The following is a 17,931-nucleotide window of genomic DNA, read 5'->3' as shown; positions in this document are numbered from 1 at the left end:
ATGCACCGCCTGACCGTGGTGCAGTTGCTGCCGGCGCTGGAGTCCGGCGGCGTCGAGCGGTCCACGCTGGAAATCGCCCAGGCTCTGGTCGACGCCGGGCATCGCGCCGTGGTGGTTTCGGCCGGCGGCCGCTTGCTCCCGGCGCTGGCCGCCACCGGCGCCGAGCACATCGCCCTGGACATCGGCCGCAAGTCCTTGCTGACCCTGCGCCACGTGCCGGCGCTGCGGCGGCTGTTCGCGCGCGAGCGCGCCGACATCGTGCACGCGCGCTCGCGGCTGCCGGCCTGGCTGGGCTGGCGCGCGTTGCAGGGCGTGCCGGCGGCGCAGCGTCCGCGCCTGGTCACCACCGTGCACGGGCTCAATTCGCCGAGCCGCTACAGCGCGGTGATGACCCGCGGCGAGCGGGTCATCTGCGTGTCCGAGACCGTGCGCGCCTACGTGCTGCAGCACTATCCGCAGACCGACCCGGCGCGCCTGCGGGTGGTGCCGCGCGGCATCGATCCGGCGCAGTTCCCGCGAAGTCCCTGGCCCGATGCGCAGGCGCGGGCGTGGGCCGTCAGCCAGGCGCCGGCGTTGGCCGGCAATGGGCCGCTGCTGCTGTTGCCGGGGCGCGGCACGCGCCTGAAGGGCCACGTCGACGCGCTGCGCCTGCTGGTCGCGCTGCGCGGCGAGGGCGGCGTGGCCGCGGATGCGCGGCTGTGGCTGCCCGGCGCGCGCGAGCCCGGGCGAGACGCGTATGTGCGCGAACTGGAGGCCGAGGCGGCATCGCTCGGCGTGGCCGACGCGGTGGCGTTCACGCCGCCGACCGCCCGCATCGCCGAGGCCTACGCCGCCAGCGACCTGGTGCTGCAACTCTCGCGCAAGCCCGAGGCGTTCGGCCGCACCGTGGTCGAGGCGCTGGCGGTCGGGCGACCGGTGCTGGGCTGGGCGCATGGCGGAGTCGGCGAACTGCTGGCAGAACTGCAGCCCGCAGGCGCAGTGGCGACGTTCGACGCCACGGCCCTGGTGGCGGCCGCGCGCGCGCTGCTGGCGCAACCACCGGCGCCGCCGGCCACGCTTCCCTATACGCTGCAGGCGATGCAGCGCAGCACCCTGGCGATCTATGACGAACTCCGGCCCTGACGGTTCCCTGTCCGCTTCCCACTTGCCCGAGGTCCGCGAACGCTGGGCGCCGGTGTGGGTGCTGGTGTTCGTCGCGCTGTGGCCGGCGCCCGGCCTGGCCGCAGGCGTGCTGGCGCTGGGCGCCCTGGTCACCCTGGCGCGGCTGCTGCACAGCCGCTTCCGCGGCGGCGCGCGCCTGCTCAGCGGTCCGGCCTGGGCGCTGACCACGCTGCTGTTCCTCACCTACTGGCTGCCGCAGCCGCTGTCGGCGTTCGGCGCGGTGGACGTGCCGCTGGCCCTGCGCGAATCGGCGGTGGACCTGCGCTTCCTGCCGTTCCTGTGGCTGGTGGCGATGGCCGTGGCGACGCCGCGCGGGCGCCGCACCACCTTCAACGGCCTGGCGGCGATCGCGGCGATCTGGACCGTGGACGCGCTGGCGCAGGCGCTGTGCGGCACCAGCCCGCTGTTCTGGTCGATGGACCAACTGAAGTGGGCGATCAGCCACCACGGCCTGTGCACGCCGCAGGAGATCGCCCTGGCCGATCGCCTCAGCGGCGTGTTCGGCCCGTGCAACCTGAAGTTCGGCCAGGTGCTGGCCAGCGTGTCGCCGTTCCTGCTGTGGGTGGCGGGGCGCCGCGGCGGCGCCTGGGGCTGGCTGCTTGCGGCGGGCGCGGTGGGCGTGGTGCTGGTGCTGGCCGGATCGCGCGCGTCGTGGGTGACCTATGCGCTGCTGCTGGTGCTGTCGGGCTGGCGCCTGCTCGGCGCGCGCAAGCTGCTGGCGCTGGGCGTGGCCGCGCTGCTGGGGGCCGGTGTGCTGGGCGTGGTGTCGCCGCAGGTGCACGACCGCTTCGAGCGCACCGCGCGCGCGCTCAGCGGGCATCCGGCCGACCTCAACGCCGCGCTGACCGGACGCGCGCAGATCTGGACCGCGGCCTGGTGCATGATCCGCCAGCACCCGATCAACGGCGTCGGCGTGCGCGGCTTCCGCGAGGCCTACGTCGGGTGCGACCCTGACCCGAGCCATGGCGGGGAATGGGGGCGCGAACCGGCGTTCCATGCCCACCAGATCGTGCTCGAGGTGCTCGCCGAGACCGGCGTGATCGGCCTGCTGCTGTGGCTGGCCGGTGCCGCACAGGCATGGCGCGCGTGGCGCTATGCGTCGGCGCAGGCGCGCGAGCGCGCACGGCCGGCCATGCAGGCGCTGCTGATCACGGTGTTCCCGTTCAACACCCACCTGGCCTTCTACTCGTCGTTCTGGGGCGCGCTGACCATGCTGCTGATCGGCCTGTACGCCGGCGCCCTGCTCGCCAACGACCCCGAACCGGCCGAGCGCGCGGACGCCGCGACGCCGGGGTGAGCGCTCAGCCGCGCTGGCGCTCGTAGAAGTCGCTGCGGCCGCCTGGCTGGCGCTTGAAGCGGCGGTGGATCCACAGATACTGCGCCGGCGCCTCGCGCACCATCGCCTCAATGGCGGCGTTGACCCGCGCGGTGTCGGCGACCATGTCCTCCGACGGGAAGTCCGGCAGCGGCGGGGCGATGCGCAGGATGTAGTCGGCGCCTTCGCGGCGATGGAAGTACGGCACCACCGCGCAGCCGGTCAGTCGCGCCAGCTGGTGGGTGGCGGTGATGGTCGCCGCGGGCATGCCGAAGAACGGCACGAACACCGTGTCCTTGCCGCGCATGTCCTGGTCCGGCGCGTACCACAGGAAACCGCCGCGCTTGAGGTGGCGCACGCTGCCGCGCAGGTCCTCGTTGGCGAACATGGCGGTGGCGTAGCGCAGGCGGCCGCGCTTGACCGCCCATTCGAACACCGGATTGCGGTGGCGCCGGTACATGCCGGCCAGCGGCACGTGATCGCACAGCAGGCGGCCGCAGATCTCCAGGGTCATGAAGTGGCCCGACACCAGCAGCACGCCGCGGCCTTGCGCCTGCAGCGCCTGCAGGTGTTCCAGGCCCTCGATGCGGGTGCGCCGGCGAATCGCGCCGATGCCGCCCCACCAGGCGCGGGCGAATTCGAACACGCCCACGCCCAGCGCATCGAAGCTGTCGCGCAGCAGGCGCGCGCGCCAGGACTCGCTCTGCTCCGGGAAGCACAGTGTCAGGTTCACCTCGGCGGCGTGGCGGCGGGTGCCGGCCAGGCGCAGCGCCAGCCAGCCGATGCCGCGGCCCAGGGCGCGTTGCAACAGCCATGGCAGGCGTGCGGCGATCACCGCCAGGCCGAGCAGCAGCCAGGTGGGCCAGTGGCGGGGCGAGCGTGGCGGCGGTGCGGCCTGGGTCGCGGACGCGGGCGGAGTGGGGGCGGCAGACATGCGCCAAGTTTAGCCGGGCACGCGTACGGCCGCGTCGGCGCGCACTGCTGGGCGCATGGCGATCGTCTGCCGCCGTCCCGGCGCAACCGGCTATGCTGTCCGGATGCGCAACGATTTCATCGAGCGGCTGCTGCGCGGCCTGTACTCGGCCGTGCTCTATCTGCTGCTGCCGGTCACCGTCTATCACCTGGTCTGGCGCGGCTTCCGCGTGCGCCAGTATTTCCAGCGCTGGGACGAGCGCTACGCCTCGTACTCGCAGGCGCGCGGGCGTCCGCGGGTGTGGCTGCACGCGGTCTCGGTGGGCGAGGTCAACGTCGCCGCGCCGGTGGTCAACGCGCTGCGCGCGCAGCGTCCGGACATCCGCTGGGTGATCACCACGATCACCCCGACCGGCTCGGAGCGGGTGCGCGCGCTGTGGGGCGACGCCCTCGACCACGTGTACCTGCCCTACGACGTGCCCGGCAGCGTCGGCCGCTTCCTGCAGCACTTCCGCCCGAGCCTGGCGCTGATCCTGGAGACCGAGCTGTGGCCGAACATGCTGTTCGGCTGCCGCGACCGCGGCATTCCGGTGTACGTGCTCAACGCGCGGCTGTCGGCGCGTTCGCTGCGCGGCTACCGGGTGCTGCGGCCGTTGATCGGACGCGCGCTGCGCACCGTCACCTGCGTGGCGGCGCAGTCGCAGGAGGACGCCGAGCGCTTCGTCGCGCTGGGCGCGCGCGCCGAGCAGGTGCGCGCGCTGGGCAACCTGAAGTTCGACATCGCCGCGCCCGCGCACCTGCCGGAGGTCGTCGCCGCGTTCCGCGAGCGCGTGCCGGCGGCGCGCCCGGTGTGGATCGCCGCCAGCACCCATGACGGCGAGGAAGCGGCGGTGATCGAGATGCACCGGCAACTGCGCCGGCACTGGCCGGACCTGCTGCTGCTGTGGGCGCCGCGGCATCCGGAACGTTTCGCCAAGGTCGAGGCGCTGGCGCGCGACCAGGGGTGGCGCGTGGCCACGCGCCGCCAGCAGCAGTGGCCGGGTGCCGACGATGCGGTCTTCGTGATCGATACGCTGGGCGAGTTGATGGGCTTCTACGCCTGCGCCCAGGTGGCCTTCGTCGGCGGCAGCCTGCAGCCGATCGGCGGCCACAACCTGCTGGAGCCGGCGGCGGTCGGCACGCCGTCGGTCACCGGCCCGCACCTGCACAACTTCTCCGAAATCTCGCGGCGCATGCGCGAGGCCGGTGCGGTGGCCATCTGCGAGGATGCCGGCGCCGTGTGCGCGGCGCTGCAGACCCTGCTGGGCGACGCGGAGGCGCGCAAGCAGATGGCCGAGGCCGGCTGCGCGCTGGTCGCCAACGGTCGCGGCGCGCTGCAACGGACCCTGCAACTGATCGCGCCGCATCTGCCGCCGCTGGCGGGCGAGGCGAGTGCGGAGGACTGACGTGCGTCGCGCCGGGATGCGGGCGTCCTTCAGGCGCGACGGGCGTCACCGGTAAAGCGCGTCGCGGCTGAAGCCGCTCCTACGGTTGCTGCGCCAGCCTCCTTTTCCGTCTCCCAGAAAGACCCGTGTGGGAGCGACTTCAGTCGCGACGCATGACACTCTCCGTTCGCCTATTCCGCCCCTTCCATCGCGCAGCGCGTCGGGACTGAAGTCCCTCCTACAGTGGGGCTGCCGGATTGTCGTGTCACGGTCAGGACGGCGTTCTCTTTGCCAGATGGCGGGCGACGCTGCACGGCGCGTGTCGCATGGCGAGTGCGCACTTGTAGGAGCGGCTTCAGCCGCGACCGGCAGGCGGGAACGGGGCGCCTGACACATCGCCGCCCGTGGCTCCCCAAAACAAAACGGCGGACCCGAAGGCCCGCCGTTTCGATGGGTGCGCGAGCGAACGCGCTTACTGCGTGCTGGTGGAGTTGAGCTTGGATTCGGCGCTCTGGGTCAGCAGCGCGTTGATCGACTGCACCTCGGCCACGTCCAGCGAGCCGAGCGCCTGGCTCAGCAGCAGGCGGTTCTGCAGGAAGTTGTAGCGCGCCTGCGCGTAGGCCAATTGCGCCTGGTACAGGGTGCGCTGGTTCTGCACCACGTCCAGCACGGTGCGGGTGCCCACTTCCAGGCCGACCTGCGAGGCGTCGAACGCGGCCTGCGCCGAGACCACCGCCAGGCGCCGCGCCTCGATCTCGCTGATCCCGGCCACCACCGTCTGGTAGGCGTTGCGGGTGTTGCGGTCGAGCGCGCGCTTCTGAAGTTCGTACGTGTCCTGGGCGATGTCGCGCTGCGCCAGCGCCTGGCGCACCGCCGACTGGGTGGCGCCGCCGGCGAAGATCGGGATGTTCAGGGTGACGCCGATGGTGTTGCTGTCGGCACGCGGCGAATTGCTGCCGGAGACGCCGTCGCCCCAGGTCGCATCGCGGCCGGCGCTGGCGGCCAGGTTCAGCGTCGGCAGGTGCCCGGCGCGCGCGGCCGAGACGCTGGCCTCGGCGGCCTGCACCTGGTACTGGTACGAACGCAGCGACGGATTCTTGTCCAGCGCCGAGGCGATCAGGCTGTCGATGTCGCCGCCGGTGGCCGGCAGTTGCGGACGGAAATCCTCCGGCAGGCCGCGCAGGTCGCGCACCGGCTGGCCGGTGATCTCGGTCAGCGCCTGGTACAGGTCCTGCAGCGAATTGCGCGCGGTGATCGTGTCGGCGCGGGCCTGGTCGTACTCGGCGCGGGCTTCGTGCACGTCGGTGATCGGCGCCAGGCCCACTTCCAGGCGCTTGTCGGCGTAGTCGAACTGCTTCTTGGCGGCGGCTTCGTTGGTCTCGGCGGCGACCAGCGACTCGATCGCCACCAGCACGTTGAAGTAGGCCGCCGAGGTGCGCACGATCAGGTCGTCGTTGGCCGAATCCAGGGTGTAGTCGGCGGCCAGGCTGCGCGCCTTCTGCGCGCGCAGGTTGGAGAACTGCGCGAAGTTGACCAGGGTCTGCTGGCCCTGCACGGCGTAGCTGCGGCTCTTGCTGGTGCCGGACAGCTCGCCGGTGCCGCGCTCGATCTCGCTATGGCTGCGCTGCAGCGATGCACTGCCGTTGAGCTGCGGCAGCAGCGCGGCGCGCGCCTGCACTTCGCCCTCCTTGTCGTACAGCCGGGTCGATTCCGCGGAGGCCAACTGCGGGTCGCTGTTGCGGGCCATTTCGTAGACTTGCAGCAGGTCCGTGGCGTTGGCGGCCAACGGAAACAGCGCGGCGGCCAGCGCCAGGACGAGGGATCGGCGGATCATTGCGGCTTCCTTGATGGATCAGAATGTGAACTGGGGGACTGGCGCTGCGCCTCGCAGGTAGTACGCCAGGTCGGTTTCGAACAGCGATTCCGTGCGCGGCGCGCCGGCGTCGGCATGCACCAGCACCGCTTCCATGACCGGCGCGCGGCCGCGGATCGCGAACAGGCGCCCGCCGGGACGCAGCCAGGCCAGGAACTGCGCCGGGATCTCGGTGACCGCGGCGGTGACGCAGACCACGTCGAAGCGGCGCTCGCTGTTCCAGGCGAAGGCGTCGGCGGTCTCGATGCGGACGTTGCTGCCCAGGCCGGCGGCGTCCAGGTTGGCGCGCGCGGCGGCGGCCAGGGCCGGCTCGATCTCCAGGCTGACCACTTCGCGGCCGAGTTCGCCCAGGCAGGCGCTGACGAAGCCGCTGCCGGTGCCGATCTCCAGCACGTCCTCGCCCGGCTGCAGGTCCAGGGCCTGCAACATGCGGCCTTCGATGACCGGCTTCATCATGGACTGGCCGTGGCCCAGCGGAATCTCCAGGTCGGCATAGGCCACGGCGCGGTGGGCCGGCGGCACGAAGGTCTCGCGCGGCAGCCGCGACAGCACGTCGAGCACGCGCAGGTCCAGCACGTCCCAGGGACGGACCTGCTGTTCCACCATCTTTTCGCGGGCTTGGGAGTAGTCGATCGTCATTTCGGGCATCCAACGCGGAGGGCCGGGCATTTTAGCCGGCACGGAGGCCGGGCGTATGCCGCAGCATCGCCGCCGGACGGCCCGGCGCGCAGTGCCGGAAGTCATCGGCACCGGGGAATGGCCGGACGGCCGGGCTAGCGCACCGCATAGGCACGCAGGAAGAAGTCGATGCTGGCCTCGACATGGGCGCGGATCCGCTCCTGGCTGGCGTCGCGGCACAGGCCGCACATCATCAGCGAGTACAACTCGCCCTTGACCAGGCAGAAGAACTGCGAGGCGGCCAGGTCCAGGTCGGCGATGTCCAGTTCGCCGGCGGCGACGTGGGCCTGCAGCAATCGCGCCAGGTCCTGCTGGGTGCGCTTGGGGCCGGCATTCCAGAACATCTCGCGGACGTGGTCGTCGCCGGTGCCGGGGGTCAGCATCATGCGGTGGGTGGCCATCGCCGCCTCGCTGCTGATCATGGCGAAGAAGGCCTGGCCGATGTCCAGCAACTGGGCGCGCAGGGGACCCTTGAGCGCGTGCCCGAACAGGTCGTCCGGCAGCAGCGCCTGGCATTGCGCGCGCACCGCCTCGGCGAACAGGGTCTCCTTGTCGCCATAGTGGCTGTAGACGGTGAGCTTGGAGACGCCGGCGCGGGCGGCGATGCCGTCCATGCTGACCCCGCCGAAGCCCAGTTCGGTGAACATCTCCCGCGCCGCTTCCAGGATCGCGGCACGTTTGCCCATGTCCTTGGGGCGGCCGGGTCCGGCGGGACGGGAGGAGGGCTTGGCGGCGGCGGGTGATTTGCTGACCATGGCGGCAATACTAGACCAGTCGGTTCGATATTTATACTAGACCCGCTGGTTCATTATTGTGACGCTGCGTTCGACCGGCGTGGGGGACCGGGCAGGACATGCGCCGATCGGCCTGTCGGGCCGTGGCGGCATCGCCGTCCAATGCTTTGCTTATGCGCGGCTTACATTTGCCTAACATCGGGCTCATGGTCGCCTAATCGGCCGCCCCGACGATGCCGCCATGGCCATCGTCCCCCTCTCCGCCGCTTCCGGTTTCCGCTTCGCCGACCCCGTGCTGGTGGATGCCCTGCATCCCGACCGCGCCCAGGTGGAAGCCTTCATCGCCCGGGTCTACCGCGAGCGCTACGGCGCGGTCCTGCGCGGTTTCCTTCCGCACCTGCTCGCCTACCACGGCGCCGACGGTCGCCTGCAGGCGGCGCTGGGCCTGCGCTGCGCCAGCGAGGGCCCGCTGTTCGTCGAGCAGTACCTGGCGCAGCCGGCCGAGCTGGCGATCGCCGAGCGGATGCCGCGGCGGGTGGTGCGCAGCGAACTGGTGGAGGTGGGCAATTTCGCCGCCGAGCACGCCGGCGATGCGCGGGCGATGATCCGCGCGCTGACCTGCACCCTGCATGGCGCGGGCCTGCGCTGGGTGCTGTTCGTGGCGACCCGGCAACTGCGCAACGCCTTCGACCGCCTGCACCTGGCGACGGTGGAGCTGGGCGAGGCGCGCGGCCAGGACCTGCGCGACGATCCCAGCGACTGGGGCGACTACTACGCGGCGCAGCCGCGGCTGATGTTCGGCGACATCGCCGCCGGGCACGCCTTCCTGCAGCGCGAGGCGGAACCACGCCACGGCGTGCTGCCGACGTTCCGCGCCTGCCTGGCGGGGGCGCCGTGAGCGCGCCCGGCGTCCCCGAACTGCTGGCCGGCTTGCGCGGCGACGCCACGCGGGTGCTTTACGCCGATGGGGCGCTGCCCGAGCGCGATCTGGTCGAGCGCGCACAGCGCCTGGCCGATGCGCTGCAGCGGCATGGGTTGCATTGCGTGGCCAGCCGCCTGGACAACGGTCCCGAGTGGCTGCTGCTGGACCTGGCGATCCGCCTGCGTGGCGGCGTGCACGTGCCACTGCCGACCTTCTTCAGCCCGGCGCAGGCGCAGTACGCGCTGGCCAGCAGCGGTGCGCAGGCGCTGGTCGCGGCGCCGGGCCCTGCGCTGGCCGGCCTCGACGGCGAGGCGCTGCGCCTGCCGGAGCCGGGCCTGGCGTGCCGGCGCCTGGCGCAGGCGCCGGTGGCGCTGCCCGCGGGCACCGGCTGCATCACCTACACCTCCGGCACCACCGGCCAGCCCAAGGGCGTGTGCCTGAGTGCCGACGCGTTGCTGCAGGTGGCCGATTCGCTGGCCGACGCCGCCTCGGCGCTGGCGCCGCGCCGGCACCTGTGCCTGATGCCGCTGTCGACGCTGCTGGAAAACGTCGGCGGCCTGTACGCACCGTTGCTGTCGGGCGCGCAGATCGCGCTGCCGTCGCTGGCCGAGATCGGCTACAGCGGCGCCGCCGGCCTCGACATTCCGACCCTGATCGCCTGCCTGCACCGCTACCAGCCGCACAGCGTGATCCTGGTGCCGCAGTTGCTGCTGGCGCTGGTCATGGCCGCCGAGCGCGGCGTGCCGCTGCCTGGCTCGTTGCGCTACCTGGCGGTCGGCGGCGGCCGCGTCGGCCCGGGCCTGCTGCGCCGGGCGGCGGCGCTGCAGTTGCCGGTGTTCGAAGGCTACGGCCTGACCGAATGCGCCTCGGTGGTGGCCTTGAACCGACCCGAGGCGCAGCGCCTGGGCAGCGTCGGGCGGCCGCTGCCGCATGCGCGTGTGCAGGTGATCGATGGCGAGTTGCAGGTCGAAGGCGTGCGCTGCCTGGGCTACCTGGGCGCCTCCGGCCCGGCGCCGGGGCCGATCGCCACCGGCGACCTGGGCCATGTCGACGCCGACGGCTTCGTCCACATCACCGGCCGCCGCAAGCATGTGTTCATCACCGCGTTCGGCCGCAACGTCTCGCCGGAGTGGGTGGAAAGCGAATTGCTGCAGCATCCGCTGATCGCGCAGGCGGTGGTGTGCGGCGAGGCGCGTGCGCACAACCTGGCGGTGCTGTGGCCGCGCCGACCCGGCGAAGACGACGCCGCGCTGCAAGGGGCGCTGGCCGAGGTCAATGCCGGCCTGCCCGATTACGCCCGCGTCGCCGGCTTCGTGCGCGCCGCCGCGCCGTTCAGCGCCGCCGACGGCCTGCTCACCGGCAACGGCCGCCCGCGCCGCGACGCCATCCTGCAGCGCTACGCCGACGCCGTGGCGCAGCGCTATGCCGAACTCGAACCCGATCCCGCCCCAGGAGCCTTCCAATGAGTTTCCATGCCCGGCTGCTCGCCGAGACCCAGGCCGAACGCGCCGACCTGATCGCCATCCCGATCATCCAGACCGCCCTGGCCGGGCAGATCGCCCGCGCCGACTATGTCGCCTTCCTCGGCCAGGCCTATCACCACGTACGCCACACCGTGCCCTTGCTGATGGCCTGCGGCGCGCGCCTGCCGGCACGGCTGGAATGGCTGCGCAGCGCGGTGGCCGAGTACATCGAGGAAGAGTTGGGCCACCAGGAGTGGATCCTCGACGACCTGGCCGCCTGCGGCGCCGACCGCGCCGCCGCCGCCGCATCGATGCCCTCGGCGGCGACCGAGCTGATGGTGGCCTACGCCTACGACACCATCGCCCGCGGCAATCCGGTCGGCTTCTTCGGCATGGTGCTGGTGCTGGAAGGCACCAGCGTGGCGCTGGCCACGCGCGCGGCCGAGAGCATCGAGATCTCGCTGGGCCTGCCGCGCAATGCCTTCAGCTACCTGCGCTCGCACGGCGACCTGGACATCGAGCACGCCGGCTTCTTCGAAGGCCTGATGGACCGCCTCGACGACGCCGACGATCAGCGCGCCGTGGTGCATGCGGCCAAGCGCTTCTACGGCCTGTACGGCGACATTTTCCGCAGCCTGCGCGTCCAGCCGGCGCTGCCCATGGCGGAGGCCGCATGATGGATCTCAACGGACGCAGCGTGATTCTCACCGGCGCCAGCGGCGGCATCGGCGCCGCCCTTTGCGACGAACTGGTGGCCGCCGGCGCCTGCGTGCTGGCGGTCGGCCGCGACCCGATGCGGCTGGCGCAGGTCGCCGGCCGGCATCCGCAGGGGCGGGTGCTGCCGCTGCCGCTGGATCTGTCCACGCCGGCCGGGCGCGCGCAGTTGCTCGGCGCCGCCGGGGCCTTGCCGATCCGTCCCTCGCTGCTGCTGATCGCCCATGCGCAGAGCGGCTTCGGCCTGTTCGCCGAGCAGTCCGAGCAGGATCTGCGGCAACTGCTGGACACCAACCTGATGGCGCCGATGTTGCTGGTGCGCGCGTTGCTGCCGTTGCTGCAGGCGCAGCCCCAGGCCACGGTGGTGGCGGTCGGCTCGACCTTCGGTAGCCTGGGTTTTCCCGGTTTCGCCGGCTACAGCGCCAGCAAGTTCGGCCTGCGCGGCCTGTTCGAGGCGCTGGCGCGCGAGTACGCCGACAGCCATGTGCGCTTCCAGTACCTGGCGCCGCGCGCCACCCGCACGGCGTTCAACACCGCGCAGGTGGATGCGATGAACCAGGAACTGAAGGTCGGTGCGGATACGCCCGAACGGGTGGCGCGCGCGTTGCGTCAGGCGATCGAACGCGGCGACCGCCGCCTGCAGATCGGCTGGCCGGAAAAGCTCTTCGCCCGCCTCAACGGCGCCTTGCCGGGACTGGTGGACCGCAGCCTGAAAGCGCAGTTGCCGGTGGTACGCCGGCATGCCGCGCGTGTTCCTTCCCGATTTGGAGATGCCCGATGAAATACCGCTCGCGTGTGTTGTTCCTGTTGCTTGCGCTGTCGCCGCTGGGTGCGGCTGCCGCCACGCCGCTGATGCCCGCGGTCGCCGCGGTGCGCGACCAGTGGGCGCAGATCGCCTACCAGACCCCGAAGCCGCAACGCCTGCAGGCCTATGCCCGCCTGGCCACGCAGGCGGGCGTGGCCAGGCAGGCGGCGCCGCGCGATCCGGCGGCGCTGATCTGGGAGGGCATCGTGCTGTCCAGCGAGGCCAACGAACGCGGCGGACTCGGCGCGCTCGCCCTGGTCAAGCGCGCCCGCGGCGACTTCGAGCAGGCGCTGGCACTGGACCCGGCGGCCTTGAACGGCGCCGCCTGCACCAGCCTGGGCGCGCTGTACTACCAGGTGCCGGGCTGGCCGGTGGGCTTCGGCGACGACGCCAAGGCGCGGACCTTGTTGCAGCAGGGCCTGCAGTACGATCCGGACGGCATCGACGCCAATTACTTCTACGGCGATTTCCTGCGCGCGCAGAAGGACTGGAGCGGCGCTGCCGCCGCCTTGCGCAAGGCCCTGGCGGCGGCGCCGCGGCCCGGCCGCGAGGTGGCCGACCACGGCCGCCGCCAGCAGATCCAGGCGGCGCTGCGCGAGGTCGAACCGCATCTTGCCAGCCGCTGAGCGGCCGCCCACACTGCGGCCATGCGCATCCTGCTGGTGGAAGACGATCTGTCGCTGGGAGAAGGCATCCGCACCGCGTTGCGCCGCGCCGCCTATTCGGTGGACTGGGTGCAGGACGGTGCCGCCGCGCTGGCTGCGATCGGCGATGGCGACATCGACCTGGTGCTGCTGGACCTGGGCCTGCCGCGGATGGACGGGCTGGAGGTGATCCGGCGCACCCGCCAGCTCGGCGCCGACGTGCCGATCCTGGTGCTCAGCGCGCGCGAACGGCCGGCCGATCGCGCGCTGGGCCTGGACGTGGGCGCCGACGATTATCTGGGCAAGCCCTTCGACACCACCGAACTGCTGGCGCGCACGCGTGCGCTGCTGCGACGCAGCGCCGGCCGCGCCACGCCGCAACTGGAGATCGGCGCGTTGCACCTGGACCCCGAGCGCCTGGCGGTGCGCTGGCGCGGCCGTGCGCTGGACCTGACCCGGCGCGAGTTCGCCCTGCTGTGGCTGTTGGCCGAGCGCCACGGTCGCGCCATCGCCCGCGATTCGATCCAGCAGCGGCTGTACGGCTGGGACGAGGACGTGGCCAGCAATGCGGTGGACGTGCACGTGCACCAGTTGCGGCGCAAGCTCGATCCGGCGCTGATCCGCACCGTGCGCGGGGTCGGCTACGCGCTCGACACCCAGGCCGCGACGGCGGCGCCATGAGTTCGATGCGGCGACGCTTGCTGGGCGGCCTGCTGGGCGTGGTGGTGCCGGTGTTCGCGCTGACCGCGCTGCTGAGCTACCGTGCCGGCCTGCAGGAGGCCGGCGAGATGTTCGACGCCAAGCTGGTGCAGTCCTCGCGGGTGCTGCTGAGCCTGGTCGACGAACCGCTGGACGATCTGTCGCGGCTGGGGCCGGCCGGCGATGCCATCGTGATCCACGGCTGGCATGGCCAGGCGCAGGGGGTGGGCGAGGCGCTGGCGTTCCGCACCGGACATGCCTACGAAAGCAAGCTGGCGTTCCAGGTACGCGATGGCAACGGCCATCTGCTGCTGCGCTCGGACAGCGGGCCGACCCGGCAACTGGCGCCGCTGCGCGCCGGCTTCGCCGACGTGACGCTGGATGGCGACCGCTGGCGCACCTTCAGCCTGCGCTCGCCGGGCGGGCGCTGGTTCCAGACCGGCGAACAGGCCGATATCCGCGAGGAACTGGCCGAGGACATCGCGCTGGGCACGGCCTTGCCGCTGCTGCTGGCGCTGCCGGTGCTGGTGGTGCTGGTGTGGCTGCTGGTGAACTGGGCCAGCGGCGCGTTGAGCCGGGTGTCGCAAGAGATCGGCGAGCGCGACCCGCAGCGGCTGGAGCCGCTGCCGCTGCAGGGCGTGCCGCGCGAGATCCTCGGCCTGGTCGCCGCGGTCAACGGGCTGATGCGGCGCCTGCAGACCGCGCTGGAGCGCGAACGCCGCTTCATCGCCGACGCCGCGCACGAACTGCGCACCCCGATCGCCGCGCTGAAGGTGCACGCCGACAACCTGCGGCAGGCCCGCGATGCCGACGAGCGCGCCGACTCGCAGCGGCACCTGGACGCCAGCGTGCGGCGGGTGGAGCGGCTGGTCGCGCAGTTGCTGACCCTGAGCCGGGTCGAGCCGGGGGCTGCCGCCGCGACGCTGGCGCCGCTGGCGCTGGACGCGCTGGTGGCGCTGCAGGTGGAGGAGGCGCACGACCTGGCCGCGCGCCGCGGCCAGCACCTGCACCTGCGCCGCAACGACCCGGCGCGGTTGCCGGCCAACGAGGCGGCGCTGTCGGCGCTGGTGCGCAACCTGATCGACAACGCGTTGCGCTACGCGCCGCCGCAGGGCCAGGTCGAGGTGGCGCTGTGCGCCGGGCGCGATGGGGTCTGCTTCAGCGTCGAGGATTCCGGCCCCGGCATCCCGGCCGAGGCGCGCGAGCGGGTGTTCGCACGCTTCCACCGTGAACTGGGCAGCGGCGTGGAGGGCAGCGGCCTGGGCCTGGCGATCGTGCGCGAGGTGGTGACCGCGCACGGTGGCGAGGTGACCCTGGACGCCTCCCCGACCCTGGGTGGCCTGCGCGTTTGCGTGACCTTGCCGCTGCCGCCGTGAATGCGGCCTGGGCGTCAGGAACACCCTGACATCGGCGCCGAACAGGCGGTGATAGATTAGCCATCTGCCCACAGGGGGGTACCCGCGCGCCGTTGCCGGTGTGATTCGGAAAGGATGGAACAGGGGGATCGGCGTCACGATATTCGCGACGGCGCGCACGCGCTGTGTCGCCGCTTGGGCGTGGGTCTGTGCCTGTTGCTGGCGTTGTGCTGCGCCAATGTCGTCGCCCGCGCCGAACCGGCTGCGGCGCTGACCGAACGCGCGGTGCTCGAGCGCCCGGTGATCGCGCGCTGGACCATGCAGGAGGGGCTGCCGCACAACCTGGTGCACGCGCTGGCGCAGGACCGCGACGGCATGATCTGGGTCGGCACCTGGGAAGGCGTGGCGCGTTTCGACGGCCGCGCCTTCACCGTCTTCGATCGGCAGAGCACGCCGGGCATGGAGCTGTCGGGGGTGTTCGCGCTGCTCGCCGACGCCGACGGCGGCATGCTGGTCGGCACCGCCTACGACGGCGTGTTCCGCTACGCCGCCGGGCGCTGGGAGCATCTGGGCGATGCGCGCGCACAACGGCTGCGGGTCACCGCGCTGCTGCGCGATGCCGATGGCGGGCTGTGGGTGGGCAGCGAGGACGGCCTGTTCCGGATCGAGGCCGACGGCCGCCTGGTCGATGTCGGCGCCGCCGCGGGGCTGGGCAGGACCCGCATCGCCGCGCTGCTGCGCTACCGCGATGCGGTGCTGGTGGGGACGCCGCAAGGGCTGTTCCGGCTGACCGCGCATGGCACGCGCGCGCAACCCTGGGGCGCGCCGGCGATGCGCACGGCGTCGATCCGGCGCCTGGCGCCCGACCGCCACGGCGGCCTGCTGGCGGCCAGCGACGAAGGCCTGTTCTGGCTCGGCGCCAATGACAGCCTGCAATGGCTGCGCCGCGGCCAGCGCGTCGATGCCGCGCTGCAGGACCGCGACGGCCAACTGTGGATGAGCCTGTCCAGCGGGCAACTGCTGCGGCGCGCCGGCAACGGCGCCAGCGACGAAGTGCTGTCGATTTCCGGCGTGGTCAGCCCGGCGCTGATCGAAGATCACGAAGGCCTGGTCTGGGCCGGCAGTACCGAAGGCCTGTTCCGCGTCGCCAAGGGCGACGCGGGCGGCCTGACCCGCCAGGACGGGCTGGGCAGCGACTACGTGCGCGTTGTCCAGCAGAACGCCGATGGCGCGATCTGGATCGGCCATGCCGCCGGTCTCGACCGCTGGCAGGGCGGCCGCATCCGTGGGGTGCGGCTGAGCGAACGCGCGGGCCGCGATCCGTCGGTGCTGGCGCTGGCCGCCGCGCGCGACGGCGGCATGTGGGTGGGCACCTACGACCAGGGCGTGCTGCTGCTGTCGGCCGACGGCACCATCCGGCAGCGCCTGGGCGTGGCCGCGGGCGTGCCGCGGAGCATGGTGCGGGCGCTGCTGGCCGACGCCGATGGTGGCCTGTGGATCGGCGGCAACGAGGGGCTGCTGTACCGCAAGGGCGATCGCACGCGGGCCTACGGCAGCGCCGACGGCTTGCCGGGGCGGCAGGTGCAGGCGCTGTACCGCGACCGCGCCGGCGTGCTGTGGATCGGCACCAGCCAGGGCATCGCTACGCTCGCCGCGGACGGCACGCTGCGGGCGCGGCCGAGCGGCCACGGCTTCCCGGCGCAGAACGCCTTCGACTTCCTCGAAGATGCCGACGGCACCCTGTGGGTCGCCAGTGACCGCGGCCTGCTGCGGCTGCGCGGCGGGCAGTGGCGCATCTACGACCACCGCGTCGGCCTGCCGCGCGACAAGCTGTTCCGGTTGCTCGACGACGGCAACGGCAACCTGTGGGCCAACAGCAATCGCGGCGTGCTGCGCATCGCGCGTGCGCGCCTGGCGGAACTGGACGCCGGCCAGCGCAGCACCCTGGCGGTGGACGTGGTCGACCGCAGCGACGGCATGCCCAGCGTGCAGGGCAACGGCAGCACCGCGCCGGCCGGTTGGCGCAGCCGCGACGGGGTGTTGCTGATCCCGACCTCGGCCGGCCTGGCGCTGATCGATCCGGCGCTGCCGAGCCGGCGCGACGTGCGGGCGCCGCCGCTGGTGATCTCCCACGTGCAGGTGGATGGCGTGGCGCAGCCGCTGCGCGGCGAGTACCGCCTGCACGGCGGCATCGCCCGGCTCGCGGTCGGCTATGCCGGGCTGAGCTTCCGTTCGCCGGACAAGGTGCGCTACCGCTACCGCCTGCAGGGATTCGACCGTCAGTGGGTCGATGCCGGCAGCAGCGAGGAGGCCGTCTACACCAACCTGCCGTCGGGCAGCTATCGCCTGGACGTGCAGGCGATGACCAGTCCGCTGGACTGGTCGCGCAGCGAACGCATCGGCAGCGCCTCGCTGCAGTTGCAGGTGGTGCCGCCGTTCTGGGAGCGCTGGCCGTTCGTGGTGCTGGTGGCCCTGTGCGCGACCGGCCTGATCCTGTGGTGGTACCGCGGCCGCAGCCATCGCTACCGGCGCCGCCAGCGCCGCCTCAACACCATCATCGCCGAGCGTACCCACGAGCTGAAGGCCAAGAACCTGGCCTTGAAGCTGGCCAACCTCGAACGCGAGGATCTGGTGCGCAAGCTCGCCTACCAGGCCGGCCACGATGCGCTGACCGGCCTGCCCAACCGGCGCACCGGCGATCCCTACCTCAACGCGGCGCTGGAGCGGGCGCTGAGCACGCGCACGCCCTTGTGCGTGGCGCTGCTGGACATCGACCACTTCAAGAAGATCAACGACGCGCACGGCCATGAGATCGGCGACGAGGTGCTGCGCCGGGTCGGCGAGGCGCTGCGCGCCAGCCTCGGCGAGCAGGCGTTCGCCGCGCGCCACGGTGGCGAGGAATTCCTGCTGGTGCTGCCCGGCCTGGACCAGGAACCGGCGCGCATGCGCCTGGACGCGTTGCGCGTGCGCATCGCCGACCTGGTGCTGTACGACGACGACGGGCGCGCGGTGCGCTTCACCGCCAGCATCGGCTTCGCCTGCGTGTCGCCGACCCTGCGCACGCGCCGCGACCTGCTGGTGAAGGCCGACAAGCTCCTGTACCAGGCCAAGCGCGAAGGCCGCGATCGGGTGGTCGGCTAGGGCGCTGTCGCAACACGGGCGCCGCGCGGCGGTTGCGCGGCGACGCAGGTTGGGTGGGAAGCGCGCGCAGGCGCCAGGCAGGCGCCGCGAA

General features: G+C 72.4%; 15 protein-coding genes. 11 read left to right on the top strand and 4 right to left on the bottom strand.

What is annotated here, in order from left to right:
• Together PG878_RS16080 and PG878_RS16075 are read left to right on the top strand one after the other, a co-directional pair.
• Entirely contained in the window at nucleotides 1-1,122 is a 1,122-nt protein-coding gene (locus PG878_RS16080) for a glycosyltransferase (RefSeq protein WP_209030833.1), read from the top strand.
• Nucleotides 1,103-2,458, top strand: coding sequence for an O-antigen ligase family protein (locus PG878_RS16075; protein ID WP_209030834.1), 1,356 nt, complete (start codon nucleotides 1,103-1,105; stop codon nucleotides 2,456-2,458). The genes PG878_RS16080 and PG878_RS16075 overlap by 20 nt, the downstream gene beginning before the upstream one ends.
• A 4-nt stretch (nucleotides 2,459-2,462) precedes the next feature.
• On the opposite strand, the gene PG878_RS16070 is transcribed toward PG878_RS16075, so the two are convergent.
• A complete protein-coding gene (locus PG878_RS16070) occupies nucleotides 2,463-3,410 on the bottom strand; it encodes an LpxL/LpxP family Kdo(2)-lipid IV(A) lauroyl/palmitoleoyl acyltransferase (protein WP_209030835.1) in 948 nt (315 codons plus the stop codon).
• 103 nt (nucleotides 3,411-3,513) lie between these two features.
• On the opposite strand from PG878_RS16070, the gene waaA reads away from it, so the two are divergent.
• Entirely contained in the window at nucleotides 3,514-4,833 is a 1,320-nt protein-coding gene (gene waaA / locus PG878_RS16065) for a lipid IV(A) 3-deoxy-D-manno-octulosonic acid transferase (protein ID WP_209030837.1), read from the top strand.
• Between the two features lie 451 nt (nucleotides 4,834-5,284).
• On the opposite strand, the gene PG878_RS16060 is transcribed toward waaA, so the two are convergent.
• The 3 genes from PG878_RS16060 to PG878_RS16050 form a co-directional block, all read right to left on the bottom strand.
• Entirely contained in the window at nucleotides 5,285-6,646 is a 1,362-nt protein-coding gene (locus PG878_RS16060) for a TolC family outer membrane protein (RefSeq protein WP_209030839.1), read from the bottom strand.
• Between the two features lie 18 nt (nucleotides 6,647-6,664).
• The gene (locus tag PG878_RS16055; protein ID WP_209030841.1) at nucleotides 6,665-7,324 is read right to left on the bottom strand and encodes a protein-L-isoaspartate O-methyltransferase family protein; all 660 of its coding nucleotides are present in this window, start codon (nucleotides 7,322-7,324) and stop codon (nucleotides 6,665-6,667) included.
• Between the two features lie 134 nt (nucleotides 7,325-7,458).
• The gene (locus tag PG878_RS16050; RefSeq protein ID WP_209030842.1) at nucleotides 7,459-8,118 is read right to left on the bottom strand and encodes a TetR/AcrR family transcriptional regulator; all 660 of its coding nucleotides are present in this window, start codon (nucleotides 8,116-8,118) and stop codon (nucleotides 7,459-7,461) included.
• Between the two features lie 220 nt (nucleotides 8,119-8,338).
• Between PG878_RS16050 and PG878_RS16045 the strand changes: the two genes are divergently transcribed.
• The 8 genes from PG878_RS16045 (at nucleotide 8,339) to PG878_RS16010 (ending at nucleotide 17,840) form a co-directional block, all read left to right on the top strand.
• On the top strand, nucleotides 8,339-8,995 hold the full coding sequence (locus PG878_RS16045) for a thermostable hemolysin (protein ID WP_209030843.1): 657 nt from the start codon (nucleotides 8,339-8,341) through the stop codon (nucleotides 8,993-8,995).
• Complete coding sequence (locus tag PG878_RS16040; RefSeq protein WP_209030844.1) at nucleotides 8,992-10,485, top strand: AMP-binding protein; 1,494 nt, start codon at nucleotides 8,992-8,994, stop codon at nucleotides 10,483-10,485. Before PG878_RS16045 ends, PG878_RS16040 begins: the two co-directional genes overlap by 4 nt.
• Nucleotides 10,482-11,159: an iron-containing redox enzyme family protein gene (locus tag PG878_RS16035; RefSeq protein ID WP_209030845.1), complete on the top strand. Its 678-nt coding sequence runs from the start codon at nucleotides 10,482-10,484 to the stop codon at nucleotides 11,157-11,159. Before PG878_RS16040 ends, PG878_RS16035 begins: the two co-directional genes overlap by 4 nt.
• Nucleotides 11,159-11,977, top strand: coding sequence for an SDR family oxidoreductase (locus tag PG878_RS16030; RefSeq protein WP_209031075.1), 819 nt, complete (start codon nucleotides 11,159-11,161; stop codon nucleotides 11,975-11,977). The genes PG878_RS16035 and PG878_RS16030 overlap by 1 nt, the downstream gene beginning before the upstream one ends.
• On the top strand, nucleotides 11,974-12,627 hold the full coding sequence (locus PG878_RS16025; RefSeq protein ID WP_209030846.1) for a tetratricopeptide repeat protein: 654 nt from the start codon (nucleotides 11,974-11,976) through the stop codon (nucleotides 12,625-12,627). Before PG878_RS16030 ends, PG878_RS16025 begins: the two co-directional genes overlap by 4 nt.
• Nucleotides 12,628-12,648: 21 nt before the next feature.
• Entirely contained in the window at nucleotides 12,649-13,326 is a 678-nt protein-coding gene (locus PG878_RS16020) for a response regulator transcription factor (RefSeq protein ID WP_209030847.1), read from the top strand.
• Between the two features lie 17 nt (nucleotides 13,327-13,343).
• On the top strand, nucleotides 13,344-14,720 hold the full coding sequence (locus PG878_RS16015) for an ATP-binding protein (RefSeq protein WP_209031076.1): 1,377 nt from the start codon (nucleotides 13,344-13,346) through the stop codon (nucleotides 14,718-14,720).
• A gap of 114 nt (nucleotides 14,721-14,834) precedes the next feature.
• The gene (locus PG878_RS16010; RefSeq protein ID WP_209030848.1) at nucleotides 14,835-17,840 is read left to right on the top strand and encodes a two-component regulator propeller domain-containing protein; all 3,006 of its coding nucleotides are present in this window, start codon (nucleotides 14,835-14,837) and stop codon (nucleotides 17,838-17,840) included.
• The last annotated feature ends 91 nt before the right edge of the window (nucleotides 17,841-17,931 follow it).

Source organism: Xanthomonas hawaiiensis (assembly GCF_031834635.1).
Classification (GTDB): domain Bacteria; phylum Pseudomonadota; class Gammaproteobacteria; order Xanthomonadales; family Xanthomonadaceae; genus Xanthomonas_A; species Xanthomonas_A sacchari.
This window is presented reverse-complemented; position numbering and strand designations above follow the sequence as displayed.